Origin of the sequence: Pseudomonas sp. NFACC25, assembly GCF_900100935.1 — a bacterium.
Classification (GTDB): domain Bacteria; phylum Pseudomonadota; class Gammaproteobacteria; order Pseudomonadales; family Pseudomonadaceae; genus Aquipseudomonas; species Aquipseudomonas marginalis.
Window position 1 is genome coordinate 76,757 of record NZ_FMUC01000007.1, and the last position, 14,789, is coordinate 91,545.

At 60.0% G+C, this 14,789-nt stretch carries 9 protein-coding genes; 4 read left to right on the forward strand and 5 right to left on the reverse strand.

What is annotated here, in order from left to right; all coding sequences use genetic code 11:
• Positions 1-2 precede the first annotated feature (2 nt).
• The 5 genes from BLQ09_RS17225 to BLQ09_RS17245 all read right to left on the reverse strand — a co-directional run bounded on the left by BLQ09_RS17225 (position 3) and on the right by BLQ09_RS17245 (position 8,423).
• Complete coding sequence (locus BLQ09_RS17225; RefSeq protein ID WP_092357986.1) at positions 3-986, reverse strand: DUF3829 domain-containing protein; 984 nt, start codon at positions 984-986, stop codon at positions 3-5.
• The gene (locus BLQ09_RS17230) at positions 983-2,530 is read right to left on the reverse strand and encodes a J domain-containing protein (protein WP_092357989.1); all 1,548 of its coding nucleotides are present in this window, start codon (positions 2,528-2,530) and stop codon (positions 983-985) included. The genes BLQ09_RS17225 and BLQ09_RS17230 overlap by 4 nt, the downstream gene beginning before the upstream one ends.
• A gap of 131 nt (positions 2,531-2,661) precedes the next feature.
• A complete protein-coding gene (locus BLQ09_RS17235) occupies positions 2,662-4,062 on the reverse strand; it encodes a DUF1254 domain-containing protein (RefSeq protein ID WP_027606558.1) in 1,401 nt (466 codons plus the stop codon).
• Between the two features lie 202 nt (positions 4,063-4,264).
• Positions 4,265-4,630 (reverse strand): response regulator, encoded by a 366-nt coding sequence (locus BLQ09_RS17240; RefSeq protein ID WP_092357991.1) that lies wholly within the window; start codon positions 4,628-4,630, stop codon positions 4,265-4,267.
• A gap of 238 nt (positions 4,631-4,868) precedes the next feature.
• Positions 4,869-8,423: a hypothetical protein gene (locus BLQ09_RS17245; protein ID WP_139202123.1), complete on the reverse strand. Its 3,555-nt coding sequence runs from the start codon at positions 8,421-8,423 to the stop codon at positions 4,869-4,871.
• Positions 8,424-8,653: 230 nt separating this feature from the next.
• On the opposite strand from BLQ09_RS17245, the gene BLQ09_RS17250 reads away from it, so the two are divergent.
• The 4 genes from BLQ09_RS17250 to BLQ09_RS17265 are packed head-to-tail and all read left to right on the forward strand — an operon-like array spanning position 8,654 to position 14,765.
• Positions 8,654-12,151, forward strand: a complete 3,498-nt coding sequence (locus BLQ09_RS17250) for a response regulator (protein WP_092357995.1) — start codon at positions 8,654-8,656, stop codon at positions 12,149-12,151.
• Positions 12,152-12,982, forward strand: coding sequence for a CheR family methyltransferase (locus tag BLQ09_RS17255; RefSeq protein ID WP_174557012.1), 831 nt, complete (start codon positions 12,152-12,154; stop codon positions 12,980-12,982). It begins immediately after the preceding gene.
• Entirely contained in the window at positions 12,979-13,578 is a 600-nt protein-coding gene (locus tag BLQ09_RS17260; protein WP_027605878.1) for a chemotaxis protein CheB, read from the forward strand. Before BLQ09_RS17255 ends, BLQ09_RS17260 begins: the two co-directional genes overlap by 4 nt.
• On the forward strand, positions 13,572-14,765 hold the full coding sequence (locus tag BLQ09_RS17265) for a hybrid sensor histidine kinase/response regulator (RefSeq protein WP_027605877.1): 1,194 nt from the start codon (positions 13,572-13,574) through the stop codon (positions 14,763-14,765). The genes BLQ09_RS17260 and BLQ09_RS17265 overlap by 7 nt, the downstream gene beginning before the upstream one ends.
• Positions 14,766-14,789 lie beyond the last annotated feature (24 nt).

Below are 14,789 nucleotides of genomic sequence, written 5' to 3' on the forward strand. Positions count from 1 at the left end.
GACTAGAACGCATTCCTGGCGGGTTTGTTGTAGTAGCTGAGCAGGGCGTCGTAGCGACGGGTGATGAGGTAGTAGTCATCACTCAGTTGCTGTGGTGGGGCGTGTTCCCGCCAGTCCCGATGCAGGGTGCGCAACGCCTGGAGGTACGCGTCGGCTGACGAGCGGGTGGCATACCAGAGGTGAGTAGCCTCATCCTCCCGTTTGCTGCGTGGCATTTTAACCAGGAAGGCCTTGCTGGCATCGCTGGCCTGTTGCAGCGTCTCGGTCAAACTGAGCAGTTGCTGGGGCGTCAGGCTGGCGTCGCGTACACCCTGGTCAATCTGGTTCATCGCCTGGCGAGCCGCGATCATATGGTTGAGCAGGTGCCAATGCAGGTCCCGGCCGAAGCGCGATTCGATTCGCGCCAGTTGTACCGGACGCAGATGGATGTCTTCGTTTTCCAACTGGGTGCGTAACTCGGCGGATGCCCTCAGGTATTCTTCGCCCCGCTGAGCCAGTTTCCCTTCCAGACTCTTGTTCATGGCCTGCGCCACAAACTGGCGCATGTTCGACGGCATACCTTCGGTTTGTATCGGGTCAACCATGTCCGCCAGCGAGGTGAATTTATTCAGCTTGTCGGCATACACCGTGGCGAGAGTACCGAGGTGGCTTCCGGGCTGCTGGCGCTCTAGTTTGAGTGTGTACAGCTGCGAACAGACCGCCGCCTGGATAAGGCGTGGCTCGGGCTCGTCACGGTCGCCAAACTTATCCTGGGTGGGCGCTTCGGGCTGTGTCGAACGCATACGGTAGTACGCCAGGCGCGTATCGCGATCAATGCGGTTCACGCAGTCAATGATCGGCGCCAGTGCGCTGGCCGTCGCGGTGGCAGGGCTGTCCCGTTGGTCGAGCCATAATTGCACGCGTTGCAGCGGTTTGGTGGCGCCGGCCACACCGAGCAATCCCAGGCCCAATACCAGGCTGATGGGTAACAACCATTTCGGATTCATTGCGCGGCCTCCTGGCCATACCACTGTGCCTGGGTGGCGGGCGCCTGACAGTCGGGGGCGGTGCGAGGCATGCGGCTGCACAGGCGTTCGGGCCACTGTTGCAGGCCCTGGTTACGGGTCACGTGTTGCTGGTTGTCGAGCACCGTCAAGCCGGCGTACAGCACAATCCCACTGGTGACCAACAGCACCATGCCCAGGGCCGTCCAGCGTGGGTGGCGGGCGGTCCAGGGGGGGTGGCTGTTCATGAAGGGCCGCTTGATGACGCCGATAACCGCCAGGGTCGCGACCAGCGCCAGGCTGGCAAACGGGCCGAACGCGTAACCCAGCGCTGCGGCAAGGATCAGCCCTGGCAGCAGGTCCCGTATCGGCAGCAACGGCAGGTGAGTAGGGCTGAACCAGCGCGGCAGGCGCTCACTGAATCGTTCATCGAGCACGCGGTACTGATGAGCCAGCGGGCGCCAGACCTGCCAAGCCAATCCCGCGCCTATCACGGCGCTCAACGCCCACAGCAGGCCGTAGCCCAAGGTCGGCAGCACATTGCCGGCCAGGGGCTCGGCATTCACCAGCACGCCCACCAGGCAGCTCAACACCAATGCGACAATCCAGGGCCAGGTGTCCATGGTCGTGTCCCAGCCTTGCCAGAAATACACGGTACCGCCGGGCATCGCTTCGGCTTCGGCCACATGGTCGGCGTAGATATCTGCGCTGAGTGCCTGGCAAGCTTTCCAGTCATGTTCATCGAAGCGTTGGGCGAAGGCACGGCGCTGCCCCAGGCTCATCGGTGCCAATAGCAGCCGGGCGGCACGTTGTTGCGGGCTGTTGGGCGCTTCGGTGGCCAGTGCCCGTTGACGTGCCATGAAGACCGGGCCTTGCTGGCGTTGCAACAGCCGCGCCCAATCCCCCGCCGGGCAGTCATGACCGGCGCCGCCATGCCAGTGCTGGCCGGCGCACACCGCGTCGAACACCGCGCTCGACCAGTAGTGACTCTGCGCAAGCAGGCGGGCCAGCCATTGGTTGAACCACTCGGCATGCGGGTGATTGTTCACCCAGGGATGCTCGGAGCGCGCGGCATAGGCAGCCAGGAACGCAGCCTCGTCCTTTTGCTCAAGGGCCTGGCGCAAGGGTTGCTGCAAGGCGCTGCGGTGCTTGCGCTCGAGTCTTTCGATCAGCTCGCCGGGCAACTCCAGGCGCTGCCAGGCCGTCAGCCAGTTGAAGGTTTCAAAGGCCCAGCGGGTGTCTTCGGGGTTGAGATGCCCCTCGATGTCGCGCAACAACAGCTGGATTTCAAAGTGCAGCGCATTGCCATGGGCCATGGCCGCCTGGTAGTGGTCGGCAAGGCTGTCGCCCCGGATGTCGATGATCACTTCGTCGACTTCCTGCAGGCTCTGGCTCCACGCCAGTGCGGCCTCATAGGCTTCGCGCAGGCGCTGGAAACCCTCGGGGTCATCATCCGGCCGGGTTTTCTTCAGCAGGGCGGCGTATTGGCGCTTGATCGCGCGGCTATCGGCATCCGGGGCCAGGCCGAGGACATTCCAGCAAGTCATGTGCAGTGCAACTCCGTAGGCAATCGCGCGCACATTACCTGTTTTACGGGTTGATAAACCAGCGGTAGTAGGGGGTAGGGCTCGCGGTAGGACTGGCCCGGTCCAGCCCTGCGGCGACCGGGCACGTGGTGTTACTTAAGCGGCGTCAACGGCGGCAGCTTCCACTGGCCGTTACCCACCTCAGGCGTGGGCAGGTAAATCCGCAGGATTGCGTAGAACGGACCGGGTGGGGCCGGCAACCAGTTGCTCTGCTCGGCTTTAGGCGGCTCGTGGTGCTGCAGGGCCAGGGTCAGGCCGCCATCGGCGTCGCGCTTGAGGCCGGACAGCATGTGCGAGTTGATCAGGTAGCGTTTCTTGTGGTTGGGCACCAGTTGCTTGGTCTTGGCGTCGTACATGGTCAGCGACCAGAACGCATCGGCCGGTGGCAACTGGTCCTTGGCGAAATGCACGGTGTAGCTGTGGCGTGCGCCGTTGGCAGGCTTGCCCTCGCTGTCGATGACGTAGCTCAGGTACGCGACCTCATCGCCGGAGTTACCGAAAACCCCCATGTCCGCACCGGCGTAGCGGTACAGGTAATTGTTGTTCAGGTGGTCGCGGCTGCCGTACAAATCGGCACTGGAGACCTGATGCGTGTCGACCTTGTCCTTTTTGAACGCGGCAAACTCGGCGCGGGCATCGGAGATACCGTCTTCCAGGGCCTTGCGCTGTTCAGCGGTCAACGCCTTGACCTTGAAGGGCGCGCCTGGGGCGATACCGATCTTGGCGAAGCGCGCCAGCAGGTCTTTCTCGCTGTCCTGGGGCGCGGCGAAGGCCAGCATGAAGTTCAGGTAGCGAAACAGTTGCGGGCCTTCGGTCATGGTCGCCATGGGCTTGGGCCACTCCACTTTCGGAGCCTTGGCCGGCGCGGCTTGCTTCACGTAGCTGCTCAGTGACTGCACTTTGTAGCCGTTCTGGATCTGCTTGACCTTGTTCAGGTCCTTCTCGTCGAACAACTGCGTACGGTAGAGGGCGTAGGCGATGTTGCTTTCGCTGTACACCACCCGGTCCACGTTGACCGGCTGCTGACCTTTCCAGTCAGGGCCGGCGATCATGTAGTGGCCGCCGTTGTTGCCGGTGCTGCGGGTGCCCAGGTAGGCGATGTTCTGCGTGTAGAGATCGATCAACTGCACCGAGTAATAACGGTTGTCTTCGATCCTGGGCAGTGTCAGGACCTGGGGCTCGCTGCGCAGGTCCAGCCAGACGAAGGAGTAGGGCGTGTCCAGGTTCGGGGTGGCGAAGGCGGTGTCCTTGGGAGTGACGATCTGGGCAGTGTTGCCGATGTGGTTGAACGGTGCCTTGAAGTTGGCACCGCCCTTGTCGACGGCCTGGGTGTAGAGCGTCTTGTACATCTCCACCACCGGGTAGCCATACAGGTAGGCTTCCTTGGCGATGGCCCGGGCTTCGCTGGGGGTGGCGGTAAAGTCGGCCCAGGCGCCGGTACTCATGAGTATCGAGAGGCTCGCCAACAGCAGGCGCGTCGGTTTTCCAATCATGTTGTCGCGTCCTTCCAAAGTGCGTTTGACTGACGGGGAATAAAGGCGATGAGTTTCCTGTTTTATTTCCCGAACGTCACGTTAATCCCTGCGAATTATGCGAACTCATCAATGCCGATCCGTACGGCGGCTTGAACCTGTGGGTAAAGACGCACAAATAGCCGCCTCGATGGGCGGCATTGTGTAAAAGAGGGGGGGGGGGTCAGGCGGCAGGCAGCATCGATTTGACTTTGTCGCGCAATTGATCGATGGAGAACGGCTTGGCGATCACCTGCATGCCGGCGGGCACATCGATGTTCTCGGCATAGCCGCTGGCAAACAGGATCGGCAGGCTGGGGCGCAACGCTCGCACCTTGGCTGCCAATTGCTTGCCGTCCATGTCCGGCAGGCCGACGTCGGTCATCATCAGGTCGATGTGCTGCGCGGCATTTTCGACAATTTTCAAGGCTTCTTCAGCGTCTGCAGCTTCAAGCACCAGGAACTCCAACTCTTCGAGCACATCAACGATCAACATGCGCACGATGGCATCGTCTTCGACGACAAGGAGGGTGGAGGGGGCTGCGGACATAATGAGGGTTCCCGAAAAAATGGAGGTGCAGGTCTTTAGCGGTTGAAAGACCATTCTCTAATGAGTCGCGTCAATCTCGGCAAGTTCCGTTGGCGCGGGCATTGTGACGGGAATGGAGGAAAATGTCGCGTTAACCACGAGGGGCCGCGAGCTGTCAGTGGCACCCTCCTGCGCGCCGTTCAACGCCTTGCTTTTTCAGAAGCCCCAGCCCTGCCGGGGGCCGGGGCAATCCCATGCATCAAGACGGCAAGGGCGTGGACACCATCATTGAAACCGCAAAACTGTCGATCTTGTCTGTGACGATGTCATTGGGCTGGAACGCGCTCACGTGGAATTCCTTTTTGCCCGCCGGCGAAACCTTAGGTTTCAAGGTGCTGCTGATACTGCCGCTGTTGAGGATTTTTTCGACGCCTTCGCGCATGGACTCTACGTTGTCAAACCTGACCATCCCGCTATTGGGTTCGAAGAAAAACCACTCTTTTTGGCCATCCTTGACTCTGATGCCTGCCAGCATGGCGTGATCTTCCGTGCTGATCCTCAGGTATTTTGACGTCGTGGACTTGCTCAGATCGTCAATGATGGACTGAGGATTGAACAGTGAAGGGGTGGCGTTTATATGGAAGGTGTCTTTTGTGTTTACGGCGTAATGCAGTGTTTTTAAATCCTGATTGAATTTGTCATGCAGCGAAGAGGGAGATTTAGTCGTGGAGGCCTTGCGAAGGTTGTCGAGGAATGTTGTTTCGTCTCCTCGGTGCAAGGCGAGCGCCATAGCATTCGATAGCCCTGCGCAATCTCCGTTGGAGGTCAAATCAACACGGCCGAGGTAGTCCGTCTGGGCAAAGCGATTGATGGAGACGCCGGGAAGATTCTCGACGTCGCGGGTAAGCAACGCAGTGAAATACTCGCCCTCTTCAATTCTTTTGGCCTTCAACTCCCTGGCCAGAATCCCCATTTCTTCAGGGGTCCTACCAGGTTTTGCCGCCAATGCCATCAACGCCTCGAAACTGCGCTGTCCAGCGTAATCCGGCAGATCATCCAATGCGCCGTTTCGATAACCCAGGTTGAATTTTGGAAGTGTGTTGGAGGTTCTCGCGCCGGCGATATTCGTTCCGACACTCGCCAGGCATTTATCTGCGACTCTACCGAACAGATTGCCGCGCAGGGGGGAGAAATCCTCGATTGGCGGGCCATAGGGCAGGTTCCGGACAGGGTCATAACTGAACCACTGATCGTTTTTCAACACGGCAAAGCCTTCGACACTTTGCTCTCCGACCTTATAAGACCCTATCAGCGTCGGGCCATGTTCCTTGTTTGCGGCCTTCAACAGGTCATAGCTTCCGGACGCGCCACGCACCTTGTTGATCAGTAACTGCCCGGAATCGCCGAGAAATCTTGCGCCGCGCGTGGCCAGCTTGGCGGCTCCCGTCGCCGCGCTCCTCACTCCGCTCAACGGGTTGAGCGAGCTGATAAGGCTACTGCCGATGACGCGACCCGCCTGCAGTGCCTTCATGGCAGCGGACGCCGAGGATGAAGCCACCTTGGCGACCTTTGCGCCCGCACCGTAGCCCGCGGTCAGCAGCCCCAGCGCATCCAGGCCAAGGTCCATGAGCCCGGCTTCATAGTCACCGTCGCGGAAGTTGACAATGGCCGATCTCAAGGGAATCAAGTTGAGAGAAAACTGCCTCAGTCGCTCATCATTTTCTTTCTGCTGATCGAGTGTGGTGCTTCCATTGGCTTGCTGCCATTGGCTTTCGATATCAAGGTGCTCAAAAAAAGCGCCTGCCAGGTCGTGTGTTCGGGCAGAGGTGAAACTCGATGGGGGACGAGAAGGGTCCTCCGGCGGCTGTTCTTGCCCGAGCCGGTCCTGATGCCCAGGGGTGAACTTTTCGACTTTGGTCAATATATTCGCGTCGCGCCATTCACCCCGCGTAATGGCTGCCTCACTCTGTCGCTTGACGATGCGTTTGTTCCGGACATCGATCTCATAAACATTGACCTCGGTTTTTCCGTCAACCTGCCTTTCGGTTCTTACCAGCAATTCGTTGAGCTTGGATTGGAAAGCGGCCGGGTTTATGAAACCCCTGCCAATCTTGTATTGGTTGTATTGAAATAATTCGATTTTACCGAACTCCAGGTTTTTCCGATCTTCCAGTGGCAGCTCGGAAATCATGTGTTTTACCTGGGTCTGAATGCCATCTTTGAGTGATTGAATTGCCGATTCGTATTGCCCCAGGAATGTCCCATTGACGTTGAGCCTGGGTTGCTGGTTGATCGCGTGGATAGGAAGGCCAGGGTCGTCGGTTCTCCAGTTGACGTTAATGCCCATCATGGCCATGTCCAGCATCGAGTGCTTGCCAGGCAGTTGCCTGGCCTCGTCATCGGAAACGGTTGAGAGACTTTTTGACTCAAAGTCGATGCCCTCGCCAAAGTGCTCCTTGAGCTTTTCCAGGGCGATGGCTTTTCTGCTTGGAGTCTCGGCCATCAATGATTGGGAGGCCTTGACTCTGGCGCTTAACTGCTCATTGAACGCGGTCCGGATGCTGTCCACTTCCTGAGGGGTGTAGGAGGCATCGTCCTTCTTTGCGACCAGTCCGTTGGACACGCCCCAATCCAGCAACAAGGGCGTGATGATGTGCTCCGCTGGATCATTCAGGGCTTGTGCGGCACTCATGACCTGGCCGTAGCTCATCCGGGATGCCGTCCCCGGGGCACTCGCCTCGACCTTGGCCACCGCCAGGCAGAAACTCACCCAGGCCTGGCTGCCGTTGACCAGCGAGCCGGGAATATCCCTGACCAGGAACTGGGGCGCTGTACGTGACAGCAACAGGTGAGTGGCCAGCTTGGCCGTGGCTGGCGTAGCCCGGCCTTTAGCCACCAGATGATCACTGAGCCCCTGGACGATGGCTGACGGTGGCAGGCCCCAATAGTTTTGATGGCCCAAGTCAAAGCCAGCGATTGAATTTCTCACAGGCAACACGACGGACTCACGATCGAGACCGATGTGAAGGGCGGCCAACAGGTAGTCGCTGATACTGGTGGGCGTGGCGATTCCATTCAGCCCGCCCTGGATTGTCTGCCCTATGGTCTGGGCCATGGGGGACTTGAGCAGGGTGTCCAGCGCCCTCGCGGGGTCTTGCAGTTCGACATCCGAAAGCGCGCTGGCCTTGATAAGCGCACCCAGCGCCCCTTTGGCCAGCTCTGCCCGAGCTAAGGAGGGCTCTGCCTGGATATTGCGGCGCAGGATGCCGGACTCGACGATGACCCGTATCTTGCGGCGTTGTTCCTGGGTCAGGGGAAGGGGCCAGGATAAGCCTCCGCCGAGATCACCCAGCGGCGGTTCCAAGGCGCGGGCGTTCGCGGCATCTGCCAGGTGAAGCAGGTCGGCTCGGGTTTCAGGGATAGGTAAATCATGGTGCTTGATAAAGCTTTCCAGGTTGACAGTGGAGTCGCTGCCCGGAGCGCCGGACGCGTGAAAGGCCGAGTGTGGATCAATGACTGTTTGAGTGGTTTTCAAATGTGACAACACGGCGGCTGGAGCCGCGTCCTCTCCCAGGCTCTTCGTCGCCTCGGTGAGCTGGTGCGCGAGGTTTTTCCAGTTCTGTGCGTTTGCCTGTGCGCGTGCTTGGGGTGAAAGAGGCTGCGATTCATCCGCGGAGCGTCGTGCAGATGTGGCGACGGGGTCGCTGTGGGTGGACAGGGTGTTACCAGGGGTGGCCTGCGACTGAGCAGGCGTCGATGCAATGGAGTGATCTATAACCGAGGGGCGTGGTTGGAAGCTCAATGAGGATGCCATCTTCATTACCTGTGGTTGTTGGTCCTCCCTGGACCTGCTTCAGACCTCCGTTGAGTGTCGGGAGCGCACCAAGGTGTTCCTCCGGCATTGGTTCCATAAATGTCGGGCGTCGGCGGTGGCAAGTTGGGCGTGTTCATGGGTTTAAACCTTAATCCGCGTCAGAAACGTAGCCCTCTACCGACACTTTGGGGCAAACTCCCGGTTTTTCCCTATTTGGCCAAGGCATGCCCATGACTCCCGCGTCGTCCGTCGATGAAAAGAGCTTTCGTACACTGCTCAGCCGAAACGTGGCATTGCCCCTGGGTGTGGGCGTGCTCAGCGCGGTGTTTTTCGTCTGTCTGATCACCTATTTGCTCTCGGTGATCCAGTGGGTGGAACACACGGACCGGGTCATCAACAACCTCAATGAGTCGTCCAAGCTGACCGTCGATCTTGAAACCGGCATGCGTGGTTTCCTGATCACCGGGGACGAGCACTTCCTCGACCCGTACGAAGTGGCCAAGCCGCGCATCATTGCCGACCTGCGTAACCTGCAGGAGCTGGTGGCGGACAACCCGCAACAGGTGGACCGTCTGAAACGCCTGGAAGCCCTGCAAGCCGAATGGAACAAATACGCCCAGTCGATGATCGACCTGCAGCGCCAAAGTGGTGACTATCGCAACGCCGTGAAGTCCGGCCGCGGCAAGCGCCTGACCGACGAAATCCGCAAGGAATACGAAGACGCGGTGGCGATGGAGCAGCAGTTCCGGATCACTCGCAATGAACAGGTCACGCGCACCACGGTGATCAGCGTCACCCTCTATCTGTTGTTCGTTCTCGGCCTGAGCGGGATCCTGGCGTATATCGGTAGAAAAAATTTACTTTCTCTGTCAGATAGTTACAGCGCAAACCTCGCGTCACAACAGAAGATTGCGCAGCGTCTGGAGCGGCAGGCCTGGCTGCGTAACGGCCAGTCCGAACTGGCCGAACAAGTGCTCGGTCAACTCACCCTCAACATGCTCGGACGCAATATCCTGCAGTTCTTTGCCCAGTACATGGGCTCAGCGGTGGCGGCGCTGTATGTACGCGAAGAGCACGGCGGCCTCAAGCGTGTGGCCACCTATGGCTTCTCCCGCGAGCAGGAACAGCTGGAGCAGTCGATCTACAGCGATGAGGGCATCGTTGGGCAGGCCGCCCAGCTCGATCGCCTGATTCGCCTGGACGACGTGCCGGTGGACTACTTCAAGGTCAGCTCCGGCCTGGGCGAAGGCTCGACCCGCAGCGTGCTGGTGGTTCCGACCAGCGATGACGACCGCGTCAACGGTGTGATCGAACTGGGCTTTTTGCGCCCGCTGGAGGAGCGCGACGTCGAACTGCTGGAGCTGATCGCCGGCAATATCGGCACCTCCATCGAGGCCGCCCGTTATCGCCAACGCCTGCAGGAAGTGCTGGCCGAAACCCAGCAGCTCAACGAAGAACTGCAGGTACAGCAGGAAGAACTCAAGACCGCCAACGAAGAACTCGAAGAACAGTCGCGCATTCTCAAGGAGTCCCAGGCTCACCTGGAAACCCAGCAGGCCGAGCTGGAGCAGACCAACGAGCAACTGGCCGAACAGACCCAGACCCTGGCCGAGCAGCGCGACGCCATGGACCGCAAGAACGTCGAACTCAACCAGGCCCAGCTGGAGCTGGAAGATCGCGCCGATGAATTGCAGCGCTCCAGCAAGTACAAGTCCGAGTTCCTCGCCAATATGTCCCACGAACTGCGCACGCCGCTGAACAGTTCGTTGATCCTGGCCAAGTTGCTGGCGGAAAACCCCCAGGAAAACCTCAGCGCCGAACAGGTCAAGTTTGCCGAGTCGATCTATTCGGCGGGCAATGACCTGCTCAACCTGATCAACGACATCCTGGATATTTCCAAGGTGGAAGCCGGCAAGTTGGAAGTGCGCCCGGAAAACTCAAGCGTCACGCGCCTGGTCGATGGCCTGCGCGGGATGTTCGAACCGTTGGCCGCCGACCGTAAGCTGGGCTTCCAGGTGCAGGTGCAGGCCGATGCACCGATCATGCTGTTCACCGACCGCCAGCGCCTGGAGCAGATCCTCAAGAACCTGCTCTCCAACGCGATCAAGTTCACCGAGCAAGGCGAGGTCAGCCTGTCGGTGTCCCGCGCGCCGGGGGAAGGCATCGCCTTTACCGTGCGCGATTCGGGCATCGGGATTGCCCCGGACCAGCAGGAAAGCATCTTCGAGGCGTTCCGCCAGGCCGATGGCACCACCAACCGCCGTTACGGCGGCACGGGCCTGGGCCTGTCGATTTCCCGCGACCTGGCCGCGTTGCTTGGCGGCTATATCAGCGTGACCAGCGAACCCGGCAAAGGCAGCACCTTTACCCTGGTGCTGCCGGAGCAGTATGTCGAACGCGAGGAAGATGCCGCGCCGATCGAGCAACCGCGCCAGGTGGTGACAGCGCCCGCACCCACGCCCATCGCAATTTCGCCGCTGCCGGTGGCCGACACCAGGCAGATCCCGCGCTTTGCCGATGACCGCGACAAGGCGCCGTTCACCACCCGCTGCATCCTGGTGGTGGAGGACGAACCGAACTTTGCCCGCATCCTGTTCGACCTGGCCCATGAGTTGGGTTACCAGTGCCTGGTGGCCCACGGTGCGGACGAGGGCTACAGCCTGGCCGAGGAGTACATTCCCGATGCAATCCTGCTGGACATGCGCCTGCCGGACCATTCCGGGCTCACCGTGCTGCAACGCCTCAAGGAGCACGCCAACACGCGCCATATCCCGGTGCACGTGATTTCCGTGGAAGACCGTGTCGAAGCTGCCATGCATATGGGCGCCATCGGCTATGCGGTAAAACCGACGACGCGCGAAGAGCTCAAGGACGTGTTTGCGCGCCTTGAGGCCAAGCTGACCCAGAAGGTCAAGCGCGTACTGCTGGTGGAGGACGATGACCTGCAGCGCGACAGCATTGCCCGCCTGATCGGCGACGATGACATCGAAATCACCGATGTCGGCTACGCCCAGGCCGCCCTGGAGCTGCTGCGCACCAACGTCTATGACTGCATGATCATCGACCTCAAGCTGCCGGACATGCTGGGCAACGAGTTGCTCAAGCGCATGGCCACCGAAGATATCTGCTCGTTCCCGCCGGTGATCGTCTACACCGGGCGCAACCTGACCCGCGATGAAGAGGCCGAACTGCGCAAGTATTCGCGCTCGATCATCATCAAGGGCGCCCGTTCGCCAGAGCGCCTGCTCGATGAAGTCACACTCTTTCTGCACAAAGTCGAATCCCAGCTGTCCCATGACCGCCAGAAGATGCTCAAGACCGCCCGCAGCCGCGACAAGGTATTCGAGGGGCGCAAGATTCTGTTGGTGGACGACGATGTGCGTAACATCTTCGCCCTGACCAGCGCCCTGGAGCATAAAGGTGCCGTGGTGGTGATCGGGCGTAACGGCCGCGAAGCCATCGAGAGACTCAATGAAGTCGACGATATCGACCTGGTGCTGATGGACGTGATGATGCCGGAGATGGACGGCTACGAGGCCACCGCCTTGATCCGCCAGGACCCGCGCTGGAAGAAACTGCCGATCATCGCGGTGACGGCCAAGGCCATGAAAGACGACCAGGAGCGCTGCCTCGCGGCGGGTTCCAACGATTACCTGGCCAAGCCGATCGACCTGGATCGCCTGTTCTCGCTGATTCGCGTGTGGCTACCGAAGATGGAACGCATTTAAGTGGAGCAACGTTTTTTGGAGAAGAGCAGCGATATTGAGCTGCGCCTGTTGATCGAGGCGATTTACCTCAAGTACAGCTACGACTTTCGCGACTACTCCGGCGCGTCGGTCAAACGCCGCGTGGCCCATGCCTTGCGCCAGTTCGACTGCGCTACGATTTCTGCGCTGCAGGAGCGGGTGTTGCATGACCCGGCAGCGTTCATGCAGTTGCTGCAGTTCCTGACGATCCCGGTGAGCGAGATGTTTCGCGACCCGTCGCACTTCCTGGCCATTCGCCAGGAAGTGGTGCCGCTGCTCAAGACTTACCCGTCGATCAAGATCTGGATTGCCGGCTGCAGCACAGGGGAGGAGGTGTACTCCATGGCCATCCTGCTGCGTGAGGAAGGGCTGCTGGAACGCACGATCATCTATGCCACCGACATCAACCCCGCGTCCCTGGATAAAGCCAAGCAAGGCATCTTCTCCCTGGAGAACGTGCGGGCCTACACCGCCAATTATCAGCAGGCCGGGGGGCAGCGATCATTTGCCGACTACTACACGGCGGCTTACGATTACGCGATCTTCGACAAATCGTTGCGTGAGAATGTGACCTTCGCCGACCACAGCCTGGCGACCGACAGTGTATTCTCAGAAACTCAATTAATTTCATGTCGTAACGTGTTGATCTACTTCAATAAAAAATTGCAGGATCGAGCGTTTGGATTGTTTCATGAGTCGCTGTGCCATCGCGGCTTTCTGGTGCTGGGCAGCAAGGAAACCCTGGAGTTTTCGGGGTACAGCAAGCAATTCGAACCCTTGGTCAAGCAGGAACGGATCTACCGCAAATCATGAACGACGTTGCCGCCAACCCGATTCGCGGGATTGAAGCCATCGTCGTCGGCGCCTCCGCCGGCGGCGTCGAGGCGTTGCTGAGTATTTTCAGCGAACTGCCCGACACCTTCGGCCTGCCGATCATTGCCGTATTGCACCTGCCGGATGAGCGCCGCAGCCAACTGGCGGAAGTCTTTGCGCGACGCCTGCCGATTCCGGTAAGGGAAGGGCAGGACAAGGAAGCGATCCAGGCGGGCACGTTGTATTTCGCCGGGCCCGGTTATCACCTTTCGGTCGAGCATGACCGCAGCCTGTCCCTCAGCCAGGAAGAGCGGGTACACCATTCCCGGCCGGCGATCGACTACCTGTTTGCCTCCGCCGCCGATGCCTATGGCAAGGGCCTGCTGGCGATTTTGTTGACGGGGGCCAATCAGGACGGCGCCCACGGGCTGGCCCATGTCAAGCACTCGGGCGGTACCACGGTGGTCCAGGACCCCAGCGAAGCACGGATTGCCGTGATGCCGCGGGCGGCCCTGGCCCTGCACACCCCTGACCATATTCTGACCCTGAGCCACATTGCCGCATTGCTGGCTTCCCTGGAATCCTCCCCATGTTAAGTACTGTCCAGGCCAAACTGCTGATCGTCGATGATCTGCCGGAAAACCTGCTGGCCCTCGAAGCGTTGATCAAGCGCGAGGACCGTCAGGTCTTCAAGGCTTTGAGCGCCGATGAAGCCTTGTCCCTGTTGCTGGAACACGAGTTCGCCATGGCGATTCTCGATGTGCAGATGCCCGGCATGAACGGGTTCGAGCTGGCCGAACTGATGCGCGGCACCGAGAAAACCAAGAACATCCCGATTGTGTTCGTCAGCGCCGCCGGCCGTGAACTCAACTATGCGTTCAAGGGCTATGAAAGTGGCGCCGTGGACTTCCTGCACAAGCCGCTGGATATCCACGCGGTCAAGAGCAAGGTCAATGTGTTTGTCGACCTGTACCGCCAGAGCAAGGCGATGAAGCAGCAAGTCGAAGCCCTGGAACGCAGCCGCCGCGAGCAGGAGCTGTTGCTCACGCGCCTGCAGGCCACCCAGGCCGAGCTGGAGCAGGCAGTGCGCATGCGCGACGACTTCATGTCGATCGTCGCCCACGAGGTGCGTACGCCCCTTAACGGCCTGATCCTCGAAACCCAGCTGCGCAAGATGCACCTGGCCCGGGATAACGCCGCCGCGTTCACTCTGGACAAGATGCACGCCATGGTCGACCGCGATGAGCGCCAGATCCAGAGCCTGATCCGCCTGATCGAAGACATGCTCGACGTCTCGCGTATCCGCACCGGCAAACTGTCGATACGCCCGGGGCGCTTCGACCTGGCGCAATTGGTGAGCAACCTGGTGGAGAATTTCGCACCGCAGGTAGCCGCCGCCGAATCGTCGATGCACCTGGCGGCCGAGGGGCCGGTGGTGGGCAATTGGGATGAGTTTCGTATCGAACAGGTGGTCACCAACCTGCTGACCAACGCCCTGCGCTACGGGGCCAAGAGCCCGGTGGAGGTGCGCGTGTATACCGAGCATGGCGAAGCCAGGGTAGAAGTGCGTGACCACGGGATCGGCATCAGCGAAGAGAACCAGAAGCGTATTTTCCAGCAGTTCGAACGGGTGTCAGCCAGCCAGGTTGCCGCGGGACTGGGCCTTGGGTTGTTTATTTCCGAACAGATCGTGGCCGCCCATGGCGGCACCATCGAGGTCGAGAGCCAGATAGGCCAGGGCGCCTTGTTCCGGGTGTGCCTGCCCCTTGAACCGTCGGCATGAAATCAATCGTCACCCCGACGCAAC